The sequence below is a fragment of the Sinorhizobium sojae CCBAU 05684 genome, assembly GCF_002288525.1.
Lineage (GTDB): Bacteria > Pseudomonadota > Alphaproteobacteria > Rhizobiales > Rhizobiaceae > Sinorhizobium > Sinorhizobium sojae.
In genome coordinates, this window is sequence record NZ_CP023068.1 from 897,121 (window position 1) to 921,418 (window position 24,298).

The 24,298-nt window shown below is 60.8% G+C and carries 13 protein-coding genes and 12 pseudogenes; 13 read left to right on the top strand and 12 right to left on the bottom strand.

Features of this window, described 5'->3' with window-relative positions; translation table 11 throughout:
* The first annotated feature begins 307 nt into the window (after positions 1-307).
* The 5 genes and pseudogenes from SJ05684_RS21725 to tnpC (SJ05684_RS21745) form a co-directional block, all read left to right on the top strand.
* Complete coding sequence (locus SJ05684_RS21725; protein ID WP_244426747.1) at positions 308-1,240, top strand: tyrosine-type recombinase/integrase; 933 nt, start codon at positions 308-310, stop codon at positions 1,238-1,240.
* Between the two features lie 106 nt (positions 1,241-1,346).
* On the top strand, positions 1,347-2,261 hold the full coding sequence (locus tag SJ05684_RS21730; protein ID WP_034859647.1) for a tyrosine-type recombinase/integrase: 915 nt from the start codon (positions 1,347-1,349) through the stop codon (positions 2,259-2,261).
* Positions 2,258-3,270: pseudogene (locus SJ05684_RS21735) on the top strand (tyrosine-type recombinase/integrase). Before SJ05684_RS21730 ends, SJ05684_RS21735 begins: the two are co-directional and overlap by 4 nt.
* A 72-nt stretch (positions 3,271-3,342) precedes the next feature.
* A pseudogene (gene tnpB / locus SJ05684_RS21740) lies at positions 3,343-3,665 on the top strand (IS66 family insertion sequence element accessory protein TnpB).
* 68 nt (positions 3,666-3,733) lie between these two features.
* Positions 3,734-5,056: pseudogene (gene tnpC, locus SJ05684_RS21745) on the top strand (IS66 family transposase); the annotation flags it as partial.
* 27 nt (positions 5,057-5,083) lie between these two features.
* Here tnpC (SJ05684_RS21745) and SJ05684_RS21750 read toward each other — a convergent pair.
* Positions 5,084-6,559 (bottom strand): annotated as a pseudogene (locus SJ05684_RS21750) (recombinase family protein); the annotation flags it as partial.
* A gap of 180 nt (positions 6,560-6,739) precedes the next feature.
* Here SJ05684_RS21750 and istA point away from each other — a divergent pair.
* Positions 6,740-8,254 (top strand): IS21 family transposase, encoded by a 1,515-nt coding sequence (istA, locus tag SJ05684_RS21755; protein ID WP_014331811.1) that lies wholly within the window; start codon positions 6,740-6,742, stop codon positions 8,252-8,254.
* Positions 8,251-9,171 carry an IS21-like element helper ATPase IstB gene (gene istB / locus SJ05684_RS21760; RefSeq protein ID WP_014328473.1) on the top strand — a complete coding sequence of 307 codons (921 nt, stop codon included), beginning with the start codon at positions 8,251-8,253 and terminating at the stop codon, positions 9,169-9,171. Before istA ends, istB (SJ05684_RS21760) begins: the two co-directional genes overlap by 4 nt.
* A gap of 25 nt (positions 9,172-9,196) precedes the next feature.
* Here the strand turns inward: istB (SJ05684_RS21760) and SJ05684_RS21765 are convergent.
* Positions 9,197-9,796, bottom strand: a pseudogene (locus SJ05684_RS21765) (recombinase family protein); the annotation flags it as partial.
* A complete protein-coding gene (locus tag SJ05684_RS21770) occupies positions 9,783-9,965 on the bottom strand; it encodes a hypothetical protein (protein ID WP_034859765.1) in 183 nt (60 codons plus the stop codon). The gene SJ05684_RS21770 and the pseudogene SJ05684_RS21765, both read right to left, overlap by 14 nt.
* 312 nt (positions 9,966-10,277) lie before the next feature.
* Between SJ05684_RS21770 and SJ05684_RS21780 the strand changes: the two are divergent.
* Positions 10,278-10,517 (top strand): annotated as a pseudogene (locus SJ05684_RS21780) (transposase domain-containing protein); the annotation flags it as partial.
* 7 nt (positions 10,518-10,524) lie between these two features.
* On the opposite strand, the gene SJ05684_RS21785 reads toward SJ05684_RS21780, so the two are convergent.
* Complete coding sequence (locus SJ05684_RS21785; protein ID WP_034859771.1) at positions 10,525-11,109, bottom strand: class I SAM-dependent methyltransferase; 585 nt, start codon at positions 11,107-11,109, stop codon at positions 10,525-10,527.
* Positions 11,110-11,348: 239 nt separating this feature from the next.
* On the opposite strand from SJ05684_RS21785, the pseudogene SJ05684_RS21790 reads away from it, so the two are divergent.
* Together SJ05684_RS21790 and SJ05684_RS21795 are read left to right on the top strand one after the other, a co-directional pair.
* A pseudogene (locus SJ05684_RS21790) lies at positions 11,349-11,535 on the top strand (phage integrase N-terminal SAM-like domain-containing protein); the annotation flags it as partial.
* Positions 11,536-12,564: 1,029 nt separating this feature from the next.
* Complete coding sequence (locus SJ05684_RS21795) at positions 12,565-13,251, top strand: FkbM family methyltransferase (RefSeq protein WP_034859772.1); 687 nt, start codon at positions 12,565-12,567, stop codon at positions 13,249-13,251.
* Between the two features lie 82 nt (positions 13,252-13,333).
* On the opposite strand, the pseudogene tnpC (SJ05684_RS21800) reads toward SJ05684_RS21795, so the two are convergent.
* From tnpC (SJ05684_RS21800) to SJ05684_RS21825, 6 genes and pseudogenes are all read right to left on the bottom strand, one after another.
* A pseudogene (tnpC, locus tag SJ05684_RS21800) lies at positions 13,334-14,844 on the bottom strand (IS66 family transposase).
* 70 nt (positions 14,845-14,914) lie between these two features.
* A complete protein-coding gene (gene tnpB / locus SJ05684_RS31185; protein ID WP_441347419.1) occupies positions 14,915-15,082 on the bottom strand; it encodes an IS66 family insertion sequence element accessory protein TnpB in 168 nt (55 codons plus the stop codon).
* A complete protein-coding gene (tnpC, locus tag SJ05684_RS21810) occupies positions 15,007-16,692 on the bottom strand; it encodes an IS66 family transposase (RefSeq protein ID WP_441347420.1) in 1,686 nt (561 codons plus the stop codon). The genes tnpB (SJ05684_RS31185) and tnpC (SJ05684_RS21810) overlap by 76 nt, the downstream gene beginning before the upstream one ends.
* Before the next feature lie 44 nt (positions 16,693-16,736).
* Positions 16,737-17,082 (bottom strand): annotated as a pseudogene (gene tnpB, locus SJ05684_RS21815) (IS66 family insertion sequence element accessory protein TnpB).
* Positions 17,079-17,474 carry an IS66-like element accessory protein TnpA gene (gene tnpA, locus SJ05684_RS21820; RefSeq protein WP_034859469.1) on the bottom strand — a complete coding sequence of 132 codons (396 nt, stop codon included), beginning with the start codon at positions 17,472-17,474 and terminating at the stop codon, positions 17,079-17,081. The pseudogene tnpB (SJ05684_RS21815) and the gene tnpA overlap by 4 nt, the downstream one beginning before the upstream one ends.
* 138 nt (positions 17,475-17,612) lie before the next feature.
* A pseudogene (locus SJ05684_RS21825) lies at positions 17,613-18,537 on the bottom strand (IS3 family transposase); the annotation flags it as partial.
* 65 nt (positions 18,538-18,602) lie between these two features.
* Here SJ05684_RS21825 and SJ05684_RS21830 point away from each other — a divergent pair.
* Positions 18,603-19,137: pseudogene (locus SJ05684_RS21830) on the top strand (IS110 family transposase); the annotation flags it as partial.
* Between the two features lie 145 nt (positions 19,138-19,282).
* On the opposite strand, the pseudogene istB (SJ05684_RS21835) reads toward SJ05684_RS21830, so the two are convergent.
* A pseudogene (istB, locus tag SJ05684_RS21835) lies at positions 19,283-20,034 on the bottom strand (IS21-like element helper ATPase IstB).
* Positions 20,035-20,599: 565 nt separating this feature from the next.
* Here istB (SJ05684_RS21835) and SJ05684_RS21845 point away from each other — a divergent pair.
* Positions 20,600-21,877 carry a glycosyltransferase family 4 protein gene (locus tag SJ05684_RS21845; protein WP_083846284.1) on the top strand — a complete coding sequence of 426 codons (1,278 nt, stop codon included), beginning with the start codon at positions 20,600-20,602 and terminating at the stop codon, positions 21,875-21,877.
* Here the strand turns inward: SJ05684_RS21845 and SJ05684_RS21850 are convergent.
* Positions 21,795-22,679 carry a glycosyltransferase gene (locus tag SJ05684_RS21850; RefSeq protein WP_050980224.1) on the bottom strand — a complete coding sequence of 295 codons (885 nt, stop codon included), beginning with the start codon at positions 22,677-22,679 and terminating at the stop codon, positions 21,795-21,797. The genes SJ05684_RS21845 and SJ05684_RS21850 overlap by 83 nt on opposite strands.
* Positions 22,680-23,022: 343 nt before the next feature.
* On the opposite strand from SJ05684_RS21850, the gene SJ05684_RS21855 reads away from it, so the two are divergent.
* Positions 23,023-24,279: a hypothetical protein gene (locus SJ05684_RS21855; protein WP_244426733.1), complete on the top strand. Its 1,257-nt coding sequence runs from the start codon at positions 23,023-23,025 to the stop codon at positions 24,277-24,279.
* Positions 24,280-24,298: the final 19 nt, after the last annotated feature.

The window sequence follows — 24,298 nt, forward strand, 5'->3', positions numbered from 1 at the left end:
GCTTCCTCGTTTGTCCAATAGCTTAGATCGGTCGTGAGCCTTCCCCACTCGGCATAATTGTTGTCGTCTCGAGACGTTCTTTTTGTCATCGAGAGGAGACCACCCGTGCCAAAATCGACGGAAGTTCTACCGGAATGCACGCAACTGATGGACCCAGGCAAATTGCGTCCGTTCCTGGAGGCGTTCACGAGCCGATTGTTGAACTTGGGACATACCCGCCTGACGGTGTCAGGCTACGAAGCTTCGGCCCGTCATTTCGGACAGTGGCTACAGAGCACGAAGATTGCCATCACGGAGATTGACGACGATGTCGTTCGCCGCTTTGCGCAGCACCGATGCCGTTGCCCTGGCAGCCGGCAAACCGATCGTCTGTCGGCCATATGTCAATCGCGCACGCCGGTTTGTTGGCTTCCTGGTGGAATACGGGACGGTGACGCTGTCGACACATGAGCTGCCAGGTGTGGACCTTCACGAGGTCCAAATTGTTGCTTTCCAGACTTGGCTGAGACGGCATCGGGGGATATCCGAGCGCACCGTCCGTCGCCACGGTCGCATGGTCATGCGGCTGCTTGCCGGCCTCGGTCCTGATCCAAAACTGTACGATGCCCGTCTTGTTCGGCAAGTGATCCTTGACGAGGCCCAGCGAAGTTCGCGCGCCAACCTCAAGACCATGACGATGGCGTTGCGAGGCTACCTCAAGTATCTGGCTACCCAGGGTTTGTGCCAACCGGGGCTTGATCAGGCCATACCGACGGTCCCGCAATGGCGGTTATCGGCCTTGCCGCTCTACATCTTCACCGCCGACGTTGATCGGGTGGTTGCGTCGTGCGACGTCACGACACCGATGGGCATCCGCGATCACGCGGTTCTGCTGCTGCTCGCACGTCTCGGCCTGCGCGCCGGCGACGTTTCGAGCATGTGCCTTGAAGACATCGACTGGCGAGAGGGCACTTTATGTGTGCGCGGCAAGGGCCGCCGCGAGATCCGGCTTCCGCTGCCCCAGGACGTCGGTGAAGCGATTATCGACTATCTACGCGAGGCCCGTCCGCCCGGCGCCTGCGAGCAGATCTTCCTGCGGGCTGTCGCGCCGCATCGGCCGTTGGCGAGCGCGACTGTCTCTAGTATCGTCAAGCTTGCGCTTGTAAGGGCGGGTATCGACAACGCTCCCTCCCGAGGCGCCAATCTCCTGCGGCACTCCGCGGCGACCAGCATGCTCGAGCCGGCGCCACGCTGGATATGATCGGGACCGTGCTTCGCCATCGCTCGGTCGACACGACTGCCCACTATGCGAAGGTGGACATCGACATGCTGCTCCAGATCGCCCAGCCTTGGCCGGGGAGTGCGTCATGCTGAGCCAGGATCTCTCGCGATATGTGGAACTCCAGCGCACGGTGGGCTTCAAGTTCCGCGTCCAGCACACGCTTTTGAGGAGCTTCGTCACCTTCGCCGAGAGGCATGGCGATCGGCACATTGAAGTCACTCGTGTACTTGAATGGGCGACGCTTGCGCCATCCCCACAGCAGCGCCGCAACCGGCTGGTTACGGTCCGCCGCTTTGCGTTGGTGCTAGCAGCCGAGGACCTGCGCCACCAGATTCCTTCCGCCGAAGCCCTGGGGCGCAACCTGCTCAAGCGGCGGATCCCGCACATCTATACCCGGGATGAGATCACCGCGTTATTGCAGGCGGCCGCACAATTGAAGCCGTCAGACACGATCCGGCCGCTGATGTACGAGACCCTGTTCGGATTGCTGGCCGCCACCGGAATGCGCATTTCCGAAGCCCTCGCGCTTCGATTTGAGGACGTGACCGCCGATGGGTTGGTTATCCGACAAACCAAGTTCCAGAAGAGCCGCTTGCTGCCGCTCCACGACACGACGCGGGACGCCCTGGACAAGTATTTGTTGGCGCGTCGTCGGCTCGGAACCTTGAACAGCATGCTGTTCGTTTCCGCTACGGGCGCGCCGCCGGCCTACAGTACCGTGATTGCTGTCTTCCTCCGCCTCGCACGATCGCTCGGTGTGCGGGGAGAGCCCGGGCAAACGGGCCCCCGCATTCACGATTTGCGGCACACATTCGCCGTGCGCTCCCTCGAGCAATGCCAGCACGATCACCATGCCGTCGGCCGCCATATCGTCGCCCTCAGCACCTACCTCGGCCATGCCCACGTCACTGACACCTACTGGTATCTGCAGGCAACGCCGATCCTGTTGAGGCAGATCGCAGCGGCTGGCGAGGCCTTGCATCAAGGAGCCGTCACATGACCGCGCTGGCTCCGCATCTCACCACCTTTTTACGAGAACACCTGCCGCAAGAGCGGCGGGCAAGCCCACACACCTGCGAGGCTTACGCCTACAGCTTCCAACTGCTGCTGTGCTTCGCCGCTAGCCGGTTGAGGACCACCCCGTCCCGCATCGAGATCGAGCAACTCGATCCGCCGCTCCTCCTCGCGTTTTTGGAGCACATTGAGAGGGAGCGCGGCAACTCGGCGCGCACCCGCAACGCCCGTCTTGCTGCCATCAAAGCCTTCTTCCGCTTCCTCGAGTACCGGCTCCTTCCTGTCTGGATCAGGCGCGCCGGGTTCGGGCGATCCCGATGAAGAAGGTCGACGAGGCGCTCGTCAGCCATCTCAGCCGCGACGAGATGCAGGCTTTGCTTGATGCACCGAACCCGCGTCAGGTATCCGGCATTCGCGATCGAGCGATGCTGCATCTGGCCTTCGCTGCAGGGCTGCGCGTCTCCGAGCTCGTCAGCATCCGCCTCGACCAGATTGACCGCCAGACGGTCACCAGCATCCACATCATGGGTAAGGGACGCCGCGAACGCGTGTTGCCCTTGTGGAAAGAGACCACGGCGGCGTTGAAGGCCTGGCTGGCAGACCGCCCGGCGAGTGGCGACGCCGAACTCTTCCTCAATGCCGTGGGACGCGCGATGACCCGGGCCGGATTCGAATATATCCTCGCCAAGCACGCCGCTACCGCGGCGCAGAAGCTCCCATCTCTCGCCGATAAACGCATTACCCCACATGTTTTGCGCCATACCTGTGCCATGCACACCCTGAAAGCGACCCGCGATGTGCGCAAGGTGTCACTCTGGCTCGGTCACGCCAGCCTGCAAAGCACGGAAATCTATCTGCGGGCCGATCCAACCGAAAAACTGGAGGCGCTTGCCGCGATGGCGCCGCCGTCGCTCAAGCCGGGTCGCTTTGCTGCTCCCGACAAGCTGCTCGCGATGCTGAAGTCCATCGGACGATCGACAAATTATGTCGAGTAATCCCACTCTCAAACACCGCAGGCGGCAAGCAATTGCCGCGGCGGACTCCACATAACTGCACGCTTCACATAATTGCGGTTATGCGGGGCCCCGCATAACCGCAAAGGCCATGACGGGTTGGCAGCGTTGGTGAAGAACGAGCTGCGCAAGGACCCGTTCACTGGAACGGTCTTCGTGTTCCGGTCGCGCAAGGCAGATCGCTTGAAGCTGATCTACTGGGATGGCAGCGGCATGGTGATGGCCTAGAAGCGACTGGAAGAACACACGTTCACCTGGCCCGGCATCAAGGACGGCTTGATGACGTTGAGCCATGCTAGTTCGAGGCCCTGTTTGCGGGCCTGGACTGGCGTCGCGTCCGCGCTGTCGAGACGAGAGCGCCAGAGGCCATCGAGTAACTGCGTCACGATGACTCGGGTGGTACATTGCAGAGGTAAGCCGAGGCCGAATTTGGTAGACCCGGCGCATGCTGAACGCCGTCGACCTGCCAGATGACATTGCCGCCCTGAAGGCGATGCTGATCGCAGCGGAAGCGCGTGAAGTTCGCAAGGACGCGCGGATCGAACGACTGGAAAGACTTCAAGCAAGCAGCCTTCGGGCGCAAATCCGAGAAGATCGATCCCGATCAATTCGACCTGGCGCTGGAGGATTTGGAAACGGCCATTGCGGCCGTCCAGGCTGAGGACGAGGCCGATACTTCCCCAGGCAAACGATCCTCCAAGCCACGCAGGACCAATCGCGGCTCACTTCCCAGCCATCTTGCCCGTATTGAAGAGGTCATCGAGCCGGAAAGCCTGATCTGCGCCTGCGGCGGTTGCCTGCATTGCATCGGCGAGGATGTGTCCGAGCGGCTGGATGTGGTCCCAGCGCAGTTCCGCGTTATCGTCACCCGTCGCCCCAAATATGCGTGTCGCGCCTGCACGGACGGTGTCGTCCAAGCTCCGGCCCCGGCCCGTTTGATCCAGGCAGGTCTGCCGACGGAGGCCACGGTCGCGCATGTCCTGGTCTCCAAATACGCCGATCATCTTCCCCTTTATCGGCAGGCGCAGATCATAACCCGCCAAGGCATTGACCTCGACCGGTCCACGCTTGCCGATTGGGTCGGCCGTGCCGCCTTCGAACTGCGTGCCGTCTTCGATGCTCTGATAGCCGACCTGAAACGCTCGACCAAGCTCTTCATGGACGAGACTCGCGCCCCCGTTCTCGATCCCGGCTCCCGCAAAACCAAGACCGGTTACTTCTGGGCGCTGGCGCGTGATGATCGACCATGGGGTGGCGGCGCACCGCCGGGCGTTGCCTTCACCTACGCCCCCGGTCGCGGAGGACATCATGCCGAACAGATATTGCAGGGCTTCACGGGCGTTCTGCAGGTGGACGGCTATGCGGGGTACAATCGGCTAATCGCACCGGATCGCGTCGGGCCAAGCATTCAACTGGCCTATTGCTGGGCTCACGCGCGTCGCAGCTGGTGGAGATTACTCGCACGGGAGTCGCGCCGATTGCGGACGAAGGCGTGAAGCGGATTGGCGAACTTTACCAAATCGAGGCCGACTTGCGCGGGCTTGATCCGGAAGCCCGCCTGGCTGCGCGACGGGAGCGATTAAAACCGCTCATAGCCGACATGGAAACTTGGCTCACCTATCACCGTGCCCGCGTCGCTGCCAAATCGCCCTTGGGTGAAGCCCTGAAATACATCGTTAAATACTGGGATGGCCTGTGTCTCTTCCTGACCGACGGTCGCATCGAAATCGACAACAACAGCGTCGAAAGAACCATCCGGCCTATTGCAAGCGTTGATTCATTATACCCCTCTTCTTCAAGTATCTGGAAACATTGAGATTTGTTTTTGGGGTTCGGCGCGACACGGACCATTTCTGTTGCGTATTGCTTTGATCACTTCCTGGTTTTGAAGATGACTCGCTTTGATTTGCCATGGGGCACCAGGGACGACCTGCTCGGCAGGCAGAATGCGATCAACAATAAGGCGGCGAATGACGTGGCTGGTCACTTCCAAGCATTTAGCGGCCTCTTTCATGGTCAGCCTTTGCCCGTCTTTCTCGGCCGACCGAAAAGCATGAATGCCCTGAACCCTGCGACTGGAGCTGACACGGTGCGCAGTCCAGGTTTTGTTTTGACCCGTTCGAATGCCCATTCGGTTCAGCGTTGCGGCGATGTCGTCGTCGGAATACCGGGTCGCCATTTGCTTCATAACGGCAAGCGCCTGGTCGGGCGTCTGGCATCCGTGTTCGCCGGTTTTGGGCTTGCGGACACGCAGAACCGAATGTTGTCCGCCTTTCCAGTGAATGGTCAGAACGACCTCTCGGTTGCTATCGTCAACGTCGGCAATGATGTCAGCGATCAAGGTTCGCAGAATCTGCTGCCTTGTACGTGTGGCCACACCGGGTGCATTCCAAGCCCGTACCAGATCGTCAGCCAAGCCGGTAAAATCCGGCGCTTGATCCGCACCGGGAGGTAGATCTGCCTCACTGACGCGTGCGCGGCACTCCTCGACGCGCCGCAAAGCGGCCTCCCAGTTCTTCTCGAGTTGGGCAACAATCAACCGATTGTCCGGATCACAGGCGGCGTAACGACGTTCGGCCAGCCCGGCATCGTACTGGGCCTGTTGAAGGTCGAGCTCGAGAATACGTCGTCGTTCGTTTTGACGCTGATGATGCATCCGCTCGGCTTCCAGGGCAGCCTCAATTGCTACCGGTTCTACCACACGCACGATCTCCTCGGCGATGGCGGCATCGATGCGAGCTCCACCGAATCCAAGACAACGTGGCAAACCGAGCATAAGATTGGGCCGGTCGCAACGATACATCGGCCGTCCCGGCGCAAGACCCACATACACAACAGCGAGGCCGCGACCGCAGCGGCCGCAGGTGATCATGCCAGATAGCAGGGCGCGGCCTCCGCGGCCGGACTTCTGGCCACCGCTGCGGCCGTACGTATTGCACGCCAGTGACACCTGATTCCGCTCGAACTCCGCCCAGTCGATGTATCCTTCGTGGTGTTCGCGGATCAGCACCTCCCAATCATCGAAAGCTTTGCCGTGGCCATAGCTCTTGCGCGCCCGTCCGTCGACGACAGTGACCCGCTTCTCGCTTTTGCCGTACGCATAGGCCCCGGCATAGAACGGGTTCTTCAAAAGGCCGATGACATTGCGATAACGAATAGGCTGCCACTCGAACGACGTCAGGCGCTTGCCATCAGATGGCCGGGGAAAGAACATCCCCTCTGCCGCCAGCGACAGATGCGTCTGCCGAGCACTGCCAAGGATGCGAAATCGTTTGCAGCGCGACAACCAAGATGAGACGAAGCGTCAATCAAGATGAGACTCGGCAGCAGCGGTGGAACGCAGAGAGGGCGTAGCCCGAACGGAGTTCTACCGCTGCTGCCGCGCCGATTCATCTGGTGATTGCGGTTCGACCGGTACGTTGGGTTCTTCGAAGAACGGGGAACCACCTTTGTGCCAGGTCGTCACATAACCGATCATCAGATGAGGCTTTTCATGAAGTTACGACAAGAGCACAGGGTTGAGGTCGCCGCCGCGAAGGCGTCGCTCAGCAGAGCAACGGCCTATCGCATCGAGAAGAACGCGCAACTGCCATCACAAGTGAAGAAGCCGCGCGGCCGTCGGCGTCCCGATCCACTCGCCGACATCTTCGATGCCGAGGTCGTGCCGCTGCTGAAGGCGGCACCTGGCATTCGTCCGGTCGCCGTCTTCGATGAGATGTTGCGCCGCCATCCTGAGCTCAGCGAAGGCGTTCGCCGGACAATGGAACGGCGGATCCGTGCCTGGCGGGCCATCAATGGCGACGAGCAGGAAGTCATCTTTCGCCAGGTTCATGAGCCCGGCCGACTGGGGCTTTCCGACTTCACCAACATGAACGAACTGGGGATCACGATCGCAGGCCAGCCGCTCGATCACCTGCTTTATCACTTCCGGCTCGCCTATTCCGGCTTCGAACACGCCCACGTCGTCCTCGGTGGCGAAAGCTTCGTGGCGCTGGCCGAAGGGCTGCAGAACGCTCTCTGGTTCCTCGGCGGCGCGCCGCTTTACCATCGCAGCGACAGCCTGTCGGCGGCCTTCCGCAATCTCGATGCCGATGCCAAGGAGGACCAGACGCGGCGCTACGCAGAGCTTTGCGCGCACTACCGAATGACGCCGACCCGCAACAACAAGGGCATTGCCCACGAGAACGGTGCGATTGAGAGCCCGCATGGCCACCTCAAGAATGCGATCCGCGATGCCCTGCTGCTGCGCGGCACCCGTGACTTCGACGATCTCGATGGCTATCGCGGCTTCATCGATGAGATCGTCAGCCGGCGTAATGCCCGCTATGGCAAGCGCATCGACGCCGAGCGGGCGGCGCTGCAGCCGTTGCCGGGAACGCGCACCAGCGATTTTGAGGAGGTTGTCGTGCGGGTCTCGCGCAGCGGCGGCTTCACCTTGCGCAAGGTCTTTTACACCGTGCCATCACGGCTCATCGGGCACCGGCTGCGCGTGCGCCTTTACGACGAGCGTCTTGACCTCTTTATCGGCGGCACGCATCTGATGACCCTCCAAAGAGGGCGTGCACATGCCAGCGGCAAGCACGACCAGGTGGTCGATTATCGGCATGTCATCCATTCGCTGCGCAAAAAGCCGATGGCGCTCCTTCAGCTTGTCTATCGCGACAAGCTGTTTCCGCGGCAGGAATACCGAAGGGCCTTCGAGACCCTGCTCGACCGGCTTTCCGACAAGCAGGCCTGCAAGATCACCGTCGAGCTCCTGGCCTTGGCCCACGATCGGGGCTGCGAGCGGGAACTGGCAGAGCGGCTCGCTAAAACACTCGATGCGGGCGAACTGCCGGACATCATCGCGCTGAGGACTTTCTTCGCGCCCGATCCGGCACAGTTGCCCACCGTCAACGTTCGTCTCGCCTCCCTCCAGGGCTATGAGGCCCTGATCGACGCGCGTCATCTGGAGGACGCCGCATGAGAAACGCCCCTGCCATCGACGCCGCCACGCTCAGCACGCTGCTCAATGAACTCCGCCTGCCGGCCATCAAGGTCCTTTGGCCGGACTTTGCCGAACGGGCCGACAAGGAAGGCTGGCCAGCGGCCCGGTTCCTGTCGGTGATCGCCGAACACGAACTGGCCGAACGCGATCGCCGCCGCATCGAACGCCATCTCGCCGAGGCCCGATTGCCACCGGGAAAGACGCTCGACAGCTTTGCTTTCGACGCCGTGCCGATGGTCTCCAAGGCACAGGTCATGGCGATCGCCGCCGGCGATAGCTGGCTCGCCAAGGGAGCGAACATCCTCTTGTTCGGCCCGCCCGGTGGCGGCAAGAGCCATCTCGCCGCCGCAATCGGCCTCGCGCTCATCGAGAACGGTTGGCGGGTGCTGTTCATGCGTACGACCGAGCTCGTTCAGAAGCTGCAGGTGGCACGTCGTGAACTCCAGCTCGAATCCGCCATCGCCAAGCTCGACAAGTTCGATCTGCTCATCCTCGACGATCTCGCCTATGTGACCAAGGACCAGGCGGAAACGAGCGTGCTCTTCGAGCTCATCTCCGCGCGCTACGAGCGGCGATCGATCATGATCACCGCCAACCAGCCCTTCGGCGAATGGAACAGGGTCTTCCCCGATCCCGCCATGACACTCGCCGCCGTCGATCGTCTCGTCCACCACGCGACCATCTTTGAGATGAATGTCGAAAGCTACCGGCGTCGATCCGCGATGGAAGCCAAACGCCAGCGCGGCAGGCCGGCTTCCTTCGCGACAATCAGAAACGCCGCCGAGATCGACGCTGCGCGACAATCAGAAACCAACGAAGCCCTTGCCAGCGACAATCACGATGATACCGTCGCCGACAACCGCGACACCAGAATCTCATCCAGATTGTCGCGCTGATCTCAGCCAGATTGTCGCTCTACAATCGTTCAAATACCGTTCGAATAGCCTGCTGAAGGCGCAGATCAGGATCCAAACCCAGGCCATAGTCGCGATGCCAGACATAGCCGATCGGCACGCTGATCCTCAGTTCGCCCCGTCTAGCCTTGGCACGAGCGGCATCCAGCATGCGCGCACGGATGATTCCAAGCTCGAACTCGCTGATGCTGCCCTTCATGCCGAGCAGCAGCCGATCGTTCGGCAGGCAAGGATTGTAGACGCCATCCAAATCTATGACCCTTGCTTCGACAAGGCCACAAAGCTCGAGAAGATGATGCCAGTCGCGACCATTGCGAGCCAGGCGCGACGCATCGAAGCAAAGGACAGCGCCGACTTCGCCGGCACATAATGCCGCTACCAGCTTCTCAAAACCTGGACGAGCAACCATTCCACTGGCCGATCGCCCGAGATCATCGTCGATGACCTCAACGGTGCGGAAGCCGCGATGGCGTGCGACGTCAACGAGCTCGTATTGCCGACGACGGCTCTCGGGATTGTTCTCAACCTGACCTGGGCTCGACTGCCGCACGTAAACAATGGCTTTCCGCTGCAGGATGGTGGGAGGAAGGATCTCAACGCTCGTCATCATTCCGTTCCTCCTCCTTCATGCAAGTTGCCGCCTCGGTGAGAAGCGTGGCAAGGCTCGACACCAGTCGCCGGCGTTCGCTCGCTGGGAGGCCGAGAAGGCGCGGCGGTTCGAAGGAGATCAGGAGCTGACGCTGATGCGGTAGAAGGCGAAATTGCGGATCGGGCATCTTGGGGTTCCTCGACGAGATTCGGTTCGCCGGAACAGGTTCGCCGCATTCCGCGGCGCTGTAAAAGGTGATCCAGATCCACAAGGGCCGACAATGTGACCCGAGGCGTCCCCAATTCCATGCCAGCACAGCGCGCCGCATCGAGCATCCATGCAGCGATCGCCGTCACAACGCCGGGCATGACCTCAACGTGGACGAACTGGCCCTTCTTACGGTTCTCGCTATAGTGCAGCCGCAGACGACGGCCGAAATAGGGATGCCAGCGATAGTGGACGACAACTTCTCGCCCGACATGGGCAGAATGTTCGGTAGATGGCACTGAACCGGAAGAACGCACTGTTTGCGGGACATGACGCTGGAGCCGAAAACTGGGCGGCCGTCGCCTCGCTCATCGAAACCTGCAAACTCAATGCCGTCGATCCGCAGGCCTATCTGACCAGCACGCTCACAAGCATCGTCAATGGCCACAAACAGAGTCAGATCGACGAGCTACTGCCGTGGAGTTATCCCGCCTTAAAAAGCAATCCCCATCCGTCACGGCAGCCAGCCTAATCGGACGCTACCGGATTGCAGTGATAGCTACCCACGAGGTTGCCCTGCTGTCGTAAGCTCCTCCCAACCAGGACTCCGTCTCGACATTGCGCCATGGTGCGGCTTCGCGCCAGACTGCGATCAATTCGTCTGCGGAAAGATAGTTGTAGTAACGGCCGAGAGCATCTGTGCCTTCATGGACTCCGGTTTTGAAGCTGGCCCAAGCGGCTCCGCCATGTGTCAAAGCTCGGTAGAGTTTCTCGATTACTCCCTGGAGATTGGGTCTAGGGACATGGGTCAGAGATGCGCAGGCGTAGATACCGTCATAAGCGTCAATGGCATCAAGCTCGTCAAAGAGCATCGTTCTGACTGGCCGACCTAGTCGGCGCGTGGCTATTGCCGCGAGTTCCGAAGAGCCATCGGTGGCATCCAAGTCGAAGCCGCCTTTGATAATCGCGGCGGCATCAACGCCTCCGCCAGTTCCTAATTCCAGCACTTTGCCCGCTGCCTTGCAGCGTTGCAGAAAGGGAAACAGTCTAGAATTCGGTCCACGCTCACGGGCAGCGTAATCATCTGCATTGTCGTTGTAGAATCTTACTGTTCCGTTGGTCATCGAATGCAGGCCTGTCCTAACTCGATCTCGCTCTCAAGGACGGTAACCATGAAGGCGTGACGACCGCAATTGTGCACAACTGCAGTGTCCACCAAAGCTATTACTCATCGACAACAAATCCATGATTTTATCTCCAGGTGCCAGCGGAGCACCACCGCTTACATTGGGGCGACTTTGATGAGAGCTTCCTCACTTAGAGGACGAGGGTGCTTCACCCACCTTTCAGTCAGGAGGTCCCGATGGGCGAGATCACTCCTCTTCGCCGCAGGATAATCGAGGGCATGACCGGTCCGCAATCTCTCTCCGGCAACCCAACGATCCTTTATCAACGCTGTGCGGAAGTTCAGCCGCTACTTCGGCTGATCACCCGATCAGCTTGATCTTGCCGATGTTCACACCTTCCAGGTTCACCTTGTCTCAACGGGCCGACATGACAACGGGCAGCTTCCTGGGTGCGCATGCGTAAGGGTTCCGCTCCGGGATTGTCTCCAGCCTGAGGCACGCGTGGCGCTGACATCCGCCTTTGCTGCGGGCCTTAATCCTACGAATGCCCCGACTGCCGGCGTTCCATGCGCAGGACAGGCATCAACATTCCACCTGCTGCGCCGCCTCGGCTATCACCTTTCGTATCGGGCCGGCTGCAGCCGAATCGGCTGTCAATCGGCACTGAACTTTGACCCCGTATCGGCCCTGGCTCTCGCGCATACCCGCTTCGAGCGAAGAGAAACGCAGTGCTCGCGCGCTTTGGCGACATATTTGTTCAACAGCGCCTGTACGCCGTCGGCGCTTGGCCTGGTGAGAAACTGAACTGTCCACACGACCAGTCCATAAGAATCAATTTGCGCCTCGCGGTGAATGGAGTAACTGACAGACCGGGACGATCCGAAGGACGTGGTTTTTGCTGTGTCGAAGGGCTGCACCGCCGATTGTATTAGGTACCTGCCTACGGATTGGCGTGCCCACACGTCGCGGTTCATCAATAAGTTTCTAACGGATTCATACATTGCCCGTAAAGGCGTCCCCGCCGACGTTCGAAGAGGTTGGGGTCCTCACTCCGGTGAATGTCTCGTCATCGGATAGCAAACTTTGTTAGCGTAGTGCATGGTTCCTGAAATCGGAACCGACTTTAAGGATAAAACCATGCAGCAATTCAATGTCTCTCTTTGTGCGTCTGAATAGACGTACAGTGCTGTAGGTGGCGACTCGCCGCATTCTGTCGACCTCACGTCATAGCAGGTGAGCACCGTGGGACTGCCAGCGATCTTTCGCAAAGCCCTATACTGGGCTGACAAGATGCAATGGGGGTTTAGGACAGTCGGTGCCTGGGCCACACTGCAGGGGACCGCCAGACTAGGTTACCTCTATTTGCGGCGACCGAAGCGAAGCGAAGTGCACCTTCGCTCAGGACCAGTTCTGGAATTTGGATATCCAAGCCAGGTTCCGCTGGCGCTTTTGATGTTTGGAGATCTTATCGACCCAGAGTACGCGTTTCTCCGCCGTATTTCACGTCCAGATTGGATTGTCGCAGATGTGGGGGCTGCGATCGGGCAGTTCACATTGTTTGCTGCAACTCTACCTTGCGCAATCGTACATTCTTTTGAACCTAGCGTCGCCAACGTTGTGGCGCTCCGGAAGAATGTCGCACGTAACGGCGTAGGAGACAGGGCGAGTATACATAAACTGGCTTTCTCCAGCGCTGAGGGTGAATCAAACTTCGAGACTAAAGCGAGTACCTGGACGAGTGGACTTAGCCGCACGGGAAGCGAAATCGTCTCCGTTCGGACCATAGCCGACGAATTCCGACGACTGGGACTAAGTCATGTTTCGGTTCTCAAAATCAACGTTGCGGGTTTCGAGCCCAGCGTGCTGGAAGGGGCCGAATCGTTTCTTTCTAAAGGCGCCGCAGACATATTGATTCTATTGTTGGGGCTGGCTTCGCTTCCTTGGTACGCCAAACTTGCAGCATACGGTTACCGCTTCTTCTATTTTCACCCTGGTGAGAACGCGCTTTATGAAGTCACCTCTTTTGATGAATCGTCCATCTTAGAGCATCGGCCTTGGCCGGCGCGCCACATCATTGCAGTTTACCAGGCTGCGATGGACGCGTGTATAGGCACGACCATATCACTTCGCAAACTTTAGCAGGTATGCGCTCGGTTCGGCCATGACGACGGCTGCTTGCGGCCAAGAGATGTCGGCGGCGTCCTCATCGTAAGCGGTGTTCTCAGGCCACGGGCTTGGTTTCTGGCTTTTCGGCGTAGGCCCAAGGCAACAGGTCGTCGAGCTGGCTGTTCGGGTGGCCATTGACGATCTTGGTGATGACGTCGGTCAGATAGGCAAGTGGCTCAACGTCATTGAGCTTGGCCGTTTCGATGAGCGAGGCGATGGTCGCCCAGTGTTCGGCCCCGGCGTCGGAGCCTGCGAACAAGGCATTCCGGATGGAACGCTCGACGGTGTTGGAGTCGATCTCGATACGGCCGTCATCGATGAAGCGGGTCAGCCCGTCCCAGCGTGAGATCGTGTAGCGGATTGCTTCGGCGAGCTTGGTCTTCTGGCTGATGAGGGAGAGTTGCTCGGTCAGCCAAGGCGCGAGACTGTCGATGATCGGACGGCTCTTGTCCTGCCGAACGGCGCGACGTTCCTCGTGGGTGAGACCGCGGATATCGTCCTCGATCTTGTAGAACTCGGCGATGCGCCTGAGCGCTTCGCTGGCGATGGCGCGGGACCTGCGGCGGCCAGCTCATAGAAGCGCCGACGCACATGGCTCCAGCAGAACGCAAGCGACACGCTGTTGCCGGCGGCGAGCGCTCGATAGCCAACGTATCCGTCCACCTGCAGGACGCCGACGAAGCCATTGAGATGCGCCATCGGCCGTTCGCTCTTGCGATCGGGCGCATAGACATAGACGACACCGGGCGGATCGGCCCCCTGCCATGGCCTGTCATCGCGAGCGTATGCCCACAGCTGCCCGGTCTTCGTCTTTCCCCGACCCGGATCGAGTACCGGAGCGGTCGTCTCGTCGGCGAAGAGCTTGGACGAGGCCTTCAGATGTTCGAGAAGCCTTTGATGAACCGGGCGCAGGTGCCAGGCAGCGCGGCCGACCCAATCGGCGAGTGTCGAGCGATCCAGGTCGATCCCCTGGCGCTTGTAAATTTGAGCCTGCCGGTAGAGCGGCAGGTGATCGGCATATTTGGAGACCAGCACCTGGGCGACAGTCGCTTCGGTCGGAATGCCGCCCTCGATCAACCGCGCGGGAGCCGGAGCCTGGACAACGACCTCCTCACAGGCACGGCAGGCATATTTGGGACGGCGTGTTACCAGAACGCGGAACTGGGCCGGCACGATGTCGAGCTTCTCGCTCACGTCCTCGCCGATCCGGTGCAGGCCGTTGCCGCAGCAGGGGCAGTCATGGCTTTCGATGTCGATGACCACATCGATACGCGGCAGATGAGCGGGAAGAGCGCCGCGGTTCACCCGCCGCCTGGCGACCTGCTCCCGGCGCAGGTCGCTCAATGCGTGCTCCTTCCCCTCCAGACCGTCCGCCTCGACCTGTTCGGCTTCTTCGAGCCCGAGGAGCAACTGATCCTCGGGAAGCGTCTCGGCGCGACGGCCGAAGCGATGGCGCTGCAGTTCCTTGATAATCTGGCGCAGCCGGGCATTCTCCGCCTCGCGCGAAAGCACCATCGCTTTGAGCGCGTTCAGGTCGTCGGGAAGCTCGTCGGCGTTCATCGTCATGGACGACAACAGCACACTCCGGCGAGCAAGACGAGGGCGTTGACGGCCCTGATTCAATTGGTCGCGGCGGTTATCCCGCCTTCTCCGGAACGCGCGCCTCGACTGGCGCATAAACGCGCTTCCAATCCAGCCCCTCGAACAATGCAGAGAACTGGGCGGCCGTCAGGCGCATCGCACCGTCCTGCATTCGGGGCCAGTGGAACTCGCCATCCTCGAGACGTTTGGACACCAGGCACACGCCGCTGCCATCCCAGAAGACGAGCTTGATCCGGTCCGCGCGCTTGGCCCGGATGCGATGTGAGCGAGAAGTTCGGCAAGCCATGCCTGCGGATCGATGTCGTTAAGCTTGGCGGTCATGATCAGTGTCGCCATGAAGGCGGCGCGATCGGCACCACGATCAGAGCCGGCAAAGAGCCACGACTTTCTGCCGAGGGCGAAGCCCCGTAGCGCCCGTTCGGCGGCATTATTCGTCAGGCAGACCCGGCCGTCACTAAGGAAGGCCGTAAACCCGTCCCAGCGCTTCAGCATGTAATCGATCGGCTCGGTGACTGGTGAACTGCGCGACAGCTTTGTTCGCTCAGATCGAAGCCAGGCCTCAAGCTCATCAACGAGCGGACGGCTGTCCCTCTGACGTCGTTGCAGGCGCTCGCTGGCGAAGAGACCGTTAATGTCGCGGTCGATGTCGAAGAGAGCGTCGATGCGCTTAACCGCCTCCAGCGCGACCGGCGAGATCGCGGCAGCATTCTTGCCGCGTTTGGCGTTGCTGGCGATGTCGGCGAGCGCGAAGAACTTGCGCCGTGAATGTGCCCAACACAGCGCCTGCGTCAGCGGAACGGGATCGCGATCCACCTTGAACAGCGGATTGTAGCCGCCATAGGCGTCCACCTGCAGAATGCCGGTGAAGCACTTGAGATGCCGCTCGGGATGCTCCTGCCGCCGATCGCGCGAGGCATAATAGAGCGCCGCCGGCGGCGATTGCCCGCCGAACGGCCGGTCATCCCTGACATAGGTCCAGATGCGACCCGTATCGGTCTTGCCCTTCGCCAGGATCGGCACGGTGGTGTCGTCGCCATGCAGACGCTCGGCAGCAAGCACATGCGCCTCGATCAGCCCATGCAGCGGCTTCAGCGCCGCGGCGCAGGCCCCGACCTGGTCGGCAAGCGTCGACAGGCTGAGATCGATGCCCTCGCGGGCATAGCGTTCGCTTTGCCGGTTCAGCGGCTGGTGCTGACCGAACTTCTCGAACAGGATCATCGCCAAGGGATTCGGCCCGGCAAAGCCGCGCGGCGTCACATGGAAGGGCGCGGGCGGCTGGGTGATCTTCTCGCATTCGCGGCAGGAGAACTTCTCGCGCACGGTCTGGATCACCTTCCACTGCCGCGGTATCACCTCCAGCGTCTCGGTGATGTCCTCGCCCAGCTTTGCCAGCTTGGCCGAGCCGCAGCACGGGCAGTTGGCTGGTGCGGCAATAACGACGCGTTCGCGCGGCAGATGCTCTGGGAAAGGCTTGCGCGATGGACGCTTGCGCTCGAAGGCCCTGACCGTTGAGGAGCGTGCCGCTAGCTCCGCCGCCAGTTCGTCTTCGCCGGCGTCGGCCTCCATCTCCTCGAGCTGCAATTCCATCTGTTCGAGAAGCCGGGTTTTGCGCTCCGAGCGGCTGCCATGGATGTCGCGCTTCAGCTTCTCGATCTCCAGCCTCAGCCGGGCGATCAGCGCATCCGAGTGCGAGTTTACCGCCTGGGCGCGGGCGGCAAGTGCTTCCGCTTCACGACGGGCCGCGCGCTCGGCGAGGATCATCGCATGCGCGCTGGCAAGGTCGTCGGGAAGCAGATCGGCCGCATCGGTCATGGCGGGATGGAATCATATTCGCTCCCGCCGTGCCAGCGTTTTGCTCATCCCGCCGCCGTTGGACGCCAGGTTTTTTGCGGCATTCGCCAGTCGATGCCTTCGAGCAAATAGCCGAGCTGCGCCGGCGTGATCACCACCGTGCCGTCGGCCGCTGACGGCCAGATGAAGCGGCCGCGCTCGAGCTTCTTCGTGAACAGGCAGGCACCCTGGCCATCGTGCCAGATCACCTTGATCAACCCGCCGCTCCGACCCCGGAAGACGAAGAGATGGCCGCTCATCGGATCGCGGTTCAACGTCTCCTGCACCATCAGCGACAGGCCGGGAAAGCCTCCGCATGTCGGTATAGCCCGTCGCCAGCCAGACCTTCACACCGTTCGGGACCGGAATCATCGCCGCTCCAGCACATCAAGAATGCGGGTCAAGTCTTCAGTGTCGATGTCGCTCTCGACCCGGAGACGACGGCGGCCGCCAAGCTCGATCATCACCATGCGTGCCTTCTTGCGCGGCCGGGAGACCGGCGGCGGCTCGGGCGGGATCGCCGGCGCTGGCAGCGCTTCGACGACCTCCACCGGAACGAGTTGCGGGACGGACGGCGCGGAAATCTGGCAGAGTTCCTTGCGCCAGCGGAAAAGCTGGCTCACATGGATGCTGGCCGATCGCGCGATCTCGGAAACGCGGGCTCCCGGCTCGAATGTTGCGGCGACGAGCCGTTCCTTCTCCTCGCGAGACCAGCGCCGACGACGCTCGACCGACGTGATCACCTCAATCTGATGCTTCGTCATAGGACTACTCCTAGTGTTTGCACTAGGACTTGCAGTCTTCAAACTACCTCGGCAAGGCGGCCGTCACCGGAGGGATACGATGCAGCCGTGCAAGCGCCAATTCTTCAGGCGAGCTGGCGGTGACCTTGCCCCCAAGTTTTATCCAGTTTTGAGTTCGCTCCAGCGGTTCTGGGTTGCTGTATTTGGGGCGGTAGCGGCGGGTTGCGGTGCGGAGCCATTTCGCCTGCGCAGCACCGCATCACGTCGCGGGTTTATGGTCTGAGCGAACTCGGCAGGTGTCAGCCAGCCGAGGCCAGAGTGTGGTCGGTTATCGTTGTAATCGCTTCGCCAGTTTAAAAGCGCTGATCGGGCATGGGTCAGTGACGAGAAGAGAGTTTCATTCAAGAACTCGTCTCGCAGCCGCCCATTGAAGCTTGAAGGCGTTTTGGATCGGTTTGCCCGGCGCGATGTAGTGCCAATCCACCTTGGCCCGGTCCGTCCATTCCAGGATCGCGTTGCTGGTGAACTCGCTGCCGTTGTCGCTGACGATCATCCTCGGTTTACCGCGCTCCTCGATGATCCGATCCAGCTCACGGGCAACGCGCAGACCGGAAAGCGATGTATCGGCGACGAGTGCCAGGCATTCCCTCGTGCAATCATCGACGACCGTCAGAACCCGGAACCTGCGTCCATCGGTGAGTTGATCCGACACGAAGTCCAGTGACCAACGATCATTGGCTGCCATCGGGATCAGCATCGGCGCTCGCGTGCCTATCGCTCGCTTTCGGCCGCCACGTTTGCGCACCGTCAGCTTCTCCTCCCGATAGAGCCGGAAGAGCCGCTTGTGGATCACAAGGTGACCCTCCCGTCTGAGCAGCACATGAATGCGTCGATAGCCAAAGCGGCGACGTTCATGCGCCAACGCCTTCATTCGCTCACGAAGGCCATGATCGTCGTCGCGTCTCGTTTTGTAACGGTTCGTCATTCGGCAAAAGCCGATGGCTTTACACGCCCGCCGTTCGCTCATCCGATGTTGGTTCATCAGATGCGCGACAGCTCTCCGCTTGGTCGCGGGCGTCACCACTAATGGGATGGTCCGCCCCGTCCTCCTCGCTCATCATGAGGCGGGCAAGTCAATGGAGGAAGCAAATGGCTCATCGCAATCTGCCGCGGCCGGCCGCGGTCTATGGCATTGATATAGGCAAGAATATCTTCCACGTCGTTGGTCTGAGCCGCGACGGTACACCCGTTCAGCGGGTGCGCTTTCGACGCGACACCCCAGTTCTTTGCTCGCGCAGATCCAAGCCTAGTCGGGATGGAATCCTGTGCGGGGTCGCAGTGGCTTGCCCGCAAGATACAGGCACTCGGCCACAAGGTCCGTCTGATCCCGGCACAATTTGTCAAGCCCTACGTCAAGTCGAACAAGAACGGCATCATCGACGCTGAAGCGATCGCGGAGGCAACGACGCGACCGACAATGCGCTTCGCCAAGGTGAAGACGACCGATCAGGTTGACCTCCAGGCGCTGCATCGGATCCGCGATCAGATGGTCGGCTCCAGGACGCGCTTGATCAATCAGATGCGCGCCTTCTGCCTGGAATACGGCGTCCCTTTGCGGCAGGGAGCGGGGTTGTTCAAGCTTGATTTGCCCCAGGTTTTAAATGACCCAAAGAATGATCTGTCTGCGTATTCCGGTGATGCCGGACGGCTATTCCAATCTGAAGCCGGACAGGTATTCCGATCTCATGCCGGACGCGATTCCGATTTGAAGCCGGACAGTTGGTGTGCCCTGGGTCGTATGGGTTTTTGACCTGAACCGCGTTTCGCGGTCAAGACATGGTTGTTTGGTCGGTGGTCACGGCTTTCTGTTTTCGCATGCTCTCGCCGCTGAGTTCGATGCGATAGGCATTGTGTACGAGCCGGTCGAGGATGGCATCGGCAATGGTTGGATTGCCGATCATGTCGTACCAGTGATCGACGGGCACCTGGCTGGTGACGATGGTGGATCGCTTCTCGTATCGTCGATGATTTCCAGGAGATCGCGACGCTGCTCGTCGTTGAGCTTCTCCGGACCCCAGTCGTCGAGGATGAGCAGGTCGGTTCTGGCCAGGGCCTTGAGGACCTTCGGATATCGGCCGTCGCCGCGCGCCAGGGCAAGTGTGGCGAAGAGCCTGGGGAGGCGATGATAGGCAACGGAGAAGTCCTCGCGGCATGCCTTGTGTCCGAGTGCGCAGGCAAGCCAGCTCTTTCCGACGCCGGCGGGTCCGATCAACAGCAGGCTGTGGCGCTGCCTGATCCAGCCGCAGCCGGCGAGCTTCATGAAGAGATTGCGGTCGAGGCCGCGGGCGGCGCGGAAGTCGGCGTTCTCGATCTGGGCGTCATGGCGCAGCTTTGCGGCACGGGCCCTCGCTTCGAAGCGCTTCTGCCGGCGCATGGTCGCCTCGCGTTCGAGAAGCAGCGCGAGCCATTCTCCATGCTCAAGGCTTCTGGCCTCCGTCTGCGCCTCGAGTTCCTGATAGGCGCTGGCCATGCCTGACAGGCCGAGTTCGCGCAGCATGTCGATGGTTGGATTTGTCAGCATCGTTGGGTGTCTCCTCAATGAAAGTAGCCGGGGCCGCGCAGATTGGCGTGCTCATGACGGCAGCAGGTTCGGAATGCCTTGTGCTCTTGTGGGTGGCGATGAGCGAGGCGATGGTCTTGCAGGTCAGGCCGCCGATCTCCACGGCGCGCGCCGAAACGGCCTCGGCGCGGTCCCGGGGGATGTCGCGATAAAGGCGCAGGATGCCACTTGGTGTCCACCTATTTTGGTGGACACCTCATGCATCAGAGCACTCAATGGCGAAAGGTGCGGGGAAATTAGCGCTTACGCCGTATCAATCCGGCGGAGATTTGCATCGCGGCCGATACGGAGAGTATATTGTTTCGCTCGATCGTCGTATTCCGCGCATCACCATAGATGTCCTCAAGCAAACTACGAGCTACATTGATCCGGCCGGCGGGCCGATCATATAGTTCTGAGTTATGGTGTTGTTTGTGTGTCGGATCGCTATCAAAAGCCCTTCCCGCCGCGTTTCGTAGAAACACGTCAACCATTCGCCGAGCGGAGCAACGGTAACATTCGCATCGCGCCTTGACACGACGAGGTAATGGAAGTGGCTAGAATCCTGCTTGTGGCTCCGACCTGTAATGGCGAGGATGTCGGCGAGGCTTGGGTCGCCTCTCAATGGGCCCAACAGCTCGGCAAGCGCCACGACGTCACCCTGCTGACGTACCACAAGAGGGGCGCAACCCCCGCGGCTGCGCAGTTGACTGGCATTGACGTCGTTGAATGGAGCGAGCCGCCACTGCTTGGGCGGGCAGAGCGGCTGAATAGCATTCTGAAGCCAGCCTATGTACCGTTCTACTTTCGCGCTCGGCATTGGATCCGCAAGGCTCTTGCCAGCGGCGAGCGCTTCGATCTGGTGCATCAGCCGGTGCCGGTGGCTATGCGTTATCCCTCGCCGGCAGCTAAGCTAGGTTTGCCGCTCGTTATTGGTCCGGTTGGAGGTGGGCTGCTGTCTCCGCCGGGTTTTGCTGCCCACGAGGCTTCCGCACCGTGGTTTATGGGTCTGCGTCGGCTGGACCGTTATCGCCTGCGCTGGGACCCCGTGCTGCGTGGTACATTCCAGAATGCGGACTGCGTGCTTGGTATCGCCGAATATGTGAGGGAACAGCTTGCCGGCATTCCCCTGCGGCGCTTCGAGATCATGAGTGAAACGGGCCTTGATGAAGTTCCTCTGCCGGTCGACCGTTCGGGGCGTTCGGGACGAATAAAACTGCTTTACGTCGGGCGTCTCGTGCGGACGAAGGGTGCGCGAGATATCATCCGCGCCATGGCCCTCGTCCCGGATATCGACATTGATCTCGATGTCGTGGGCGAGGGGCCCGAGCGGAGTGAATGCGAGGCTCTGATTGCGACCCTTGGCCTAAGCGAGCGAGTTGCGCTGCACGGATGGCGAGCGAAGGATGAATTGCCCGAGTTCTACCGGAGAGCCGACATATTCGTCTTCCCCAGCTATCGCGAAGCAGGCGGGAACGTCGCATTGGAAGCCATGGGCTTCTCGCTGCCTCTTATCGTGGTCGATCGAGGCGGGCCCGGAAGCGCCGCTTCGAACCTCTGTGCGATCAAGCTTCCCGTCACCACCCCTGATGCGCTTGCGGTCGATATCGCCGGGGCAATTCGCAGGCTTGCTACCAATTCGCAGCTGCGGCGCCAGATGGGAGCGGCAGCCCATGAACATGTCAAGCAAACCGCCCTGTGGTCGGCGAAACTCGAACGAATGGATTCGATTTACATGGATCTCATTGGCGCCGCTCAGCGCAATGCTCTCGGTGGAACGTCAGCGCAGCACGCAACGCCGCGCGGTGCCCCGGGCCCAACATGATCCGCATGGTTTCGCCGACGATGATGCCGAGGCGAAACAGCATGGTGGCCGTCGGTCCGTGATGCCGCCGGTAATAGCGGATGCGATTAGCGGTCATCAGGGCAGATAAGTGGGGGTTGTCGTGATATGCGCCACCGATGTGAACGGCACGCGCATTGGTATCGTAGAGTACCGAAAGGCCTGACCGGCGAACCCTTTCGAGATAGTCGACTTCCTCACTATAGAGGAAAAACGACTCGTCCCAATCTCCCACGGTCAACCGCGCCCGCGCCGAGATGGCAAGTATGGCTCCTGTCGCCCATTCGATCGGGCCGCCTTGCTCATAAAGGACCGGATCGGCAACGATTTCCCCCAAACCGATGCGGGCTGCGAGCTTCGTGCCGATGAGCGCGTCGGACCAGACAGTTCTGATAGACGGCTCCCGCCGCAGGGAATGGCAGACTTTGCCGTTTTCGCCAAGGATCTGCGGCGCGACGACTCCGACGGATTCGTCTTTCAACAGTTCGCTCAATCGGCCCGCCGCACCCGGATGAAGCCGAATATCCGGATTGAGTACCAGAACGTCCGTCGCGGGCATGACAGTCGCCGTCGCGGCGTTTATCCCTGCTGCGTAGCCAGCATTCCGGCCCATCTCGATGATCCTTGCACCGATTGGATGCGTGCGAGCCAGTTCGACAGAGTCGTCTGTCGAGTCATTGTCGACGACGATGACCTCGTGGCCGGCGACTCCCTTGAGTCCCGTCAAGAGCGAGTCCAACAGCCCAGGGAGGACTTCCGCACTGTTATAGGTTACAATGATCATCGCGAGCCGCCCACTTCCACACGAAGGAAGGGAAATCGGATAGTCCCGATGCTCTTCCGCTTGCCGCGGCAGTGCCTCCATGTGCGCCTCCAAAAGAACCACGCCCGACGAGCCAAACAGTTCTTATATTGTTGCTGGATTGCTGACGGGGCCGAAAGACTGTCATGTGAGGTAGACAGGGTTTAGTCCCTGCCGCTGCGTCATCCAATCGAGGTGTGTCTGCACTCATGTCGGCAGGTTGCGACGGCCTGTGTAAGCCTTTGAGCGCAGTAGACTATCGGGCGGGATTTCCTAGCATATTAGAGAGAACTCGCCGAACTGGATGCGCAGGAAGGGGGCCTCCATGCCGATTGGATTTCGCCATTCGCCAACTGCGATTCCGGACCTGGGTCTCGCCAATGACAAGTCCACACCAAGGGCGAGCAGTCACGACGGTCTGATCGACAGACATGAGGCACTGGCAACGCGGTCGGCGGCCGCCCATCAACGGGCCGGGCAGTTCTTAACCTTGGCGAAGTCCGGCCTTCCCCGCATGCAGATGGGAGGGACGTTCGTCCACACGATGCGCGCTGTTGGGAACAAGAGCCGTTCCACCGTCGTTCCCGAGGGCGAGAGCCTCCGGTATACGTCGATCGTTGCTCTTGGCCTTTCCTGGGTCAACGAACCGGAGCAGCGGCTGGTCCTCAAGGGCCAAACGGCCGCCGATCTTGCACGCAGCACGATCGCGCAGGCGGAAGCCAGCGATGAGCCCGGCGCGATCGCATTGGCTGCCTGGGCCGCGGCAGAAGCGGCCGAATCCCCGGCCACTTTGCTACTCCGCCGCCTGCTGGAGCTGCTTGAAACGGCGGCGCCGATAGCGACTGTCGACTGCGCTTGGACCCTGTCCGCGGCGCTCGCCGGGCGACATCTCGCTGATACTCGAGCATTGGCGACGCTTGCCGCGAGGCGCCTGTTGGAGTGCCAGGCCCGATCAGGGCTCTTCCCGCATATGCTGCCAGGATCGGCAAGTGGCCGCTTGCGTGCCCATGTGGGGTGCTTCGCCGATCAGGTTTATCCGATACAGGCGCTTGCGCGCCTGCATGCGGCTTGCGGCGACTTTCGCGCATTGGACGCGGCCGATGCATGCGCGGAGAGGATCTGTGCGCTGCAGGGGCCGCACGGGCAATGGTGGTGGCATTATGATGTGCGCGACGGAAGCGTAGTCGAGGAATACCCTGTCTATAGCGTTCACCAGCACGCTATGGCTCCTATGGCCCTGCTTGATCTCCGTGAGGCGGGCGGCCGCGCTCATTGGCAGCCAATCATCAAGGGTCTCGAATGGCTCGATCAACATACGGAGGTCGCGGTGCCTCTCGTCGCCGACGAGGAGTACCTCATCTGGCGCAAGGTCATGCGCCGGGAACCTGGCAAAGTGGTGAGGGCGATAGCCGCAGCAACGACGGCACTGAAACCGGGACTGCACCCGCCATCTCTGAACATCGCGTTCCCGCCGAACCAAGTGGATTATGAATGTCGCCCCTATGAATTGGGTTGGCTTCTTTATGCCTGGCTTTCCGGAGGTGTTGTCGCGCGACTGGCTGGCGTCCATGAGCACCGCTGATCTCCTGAACACAGCTCGG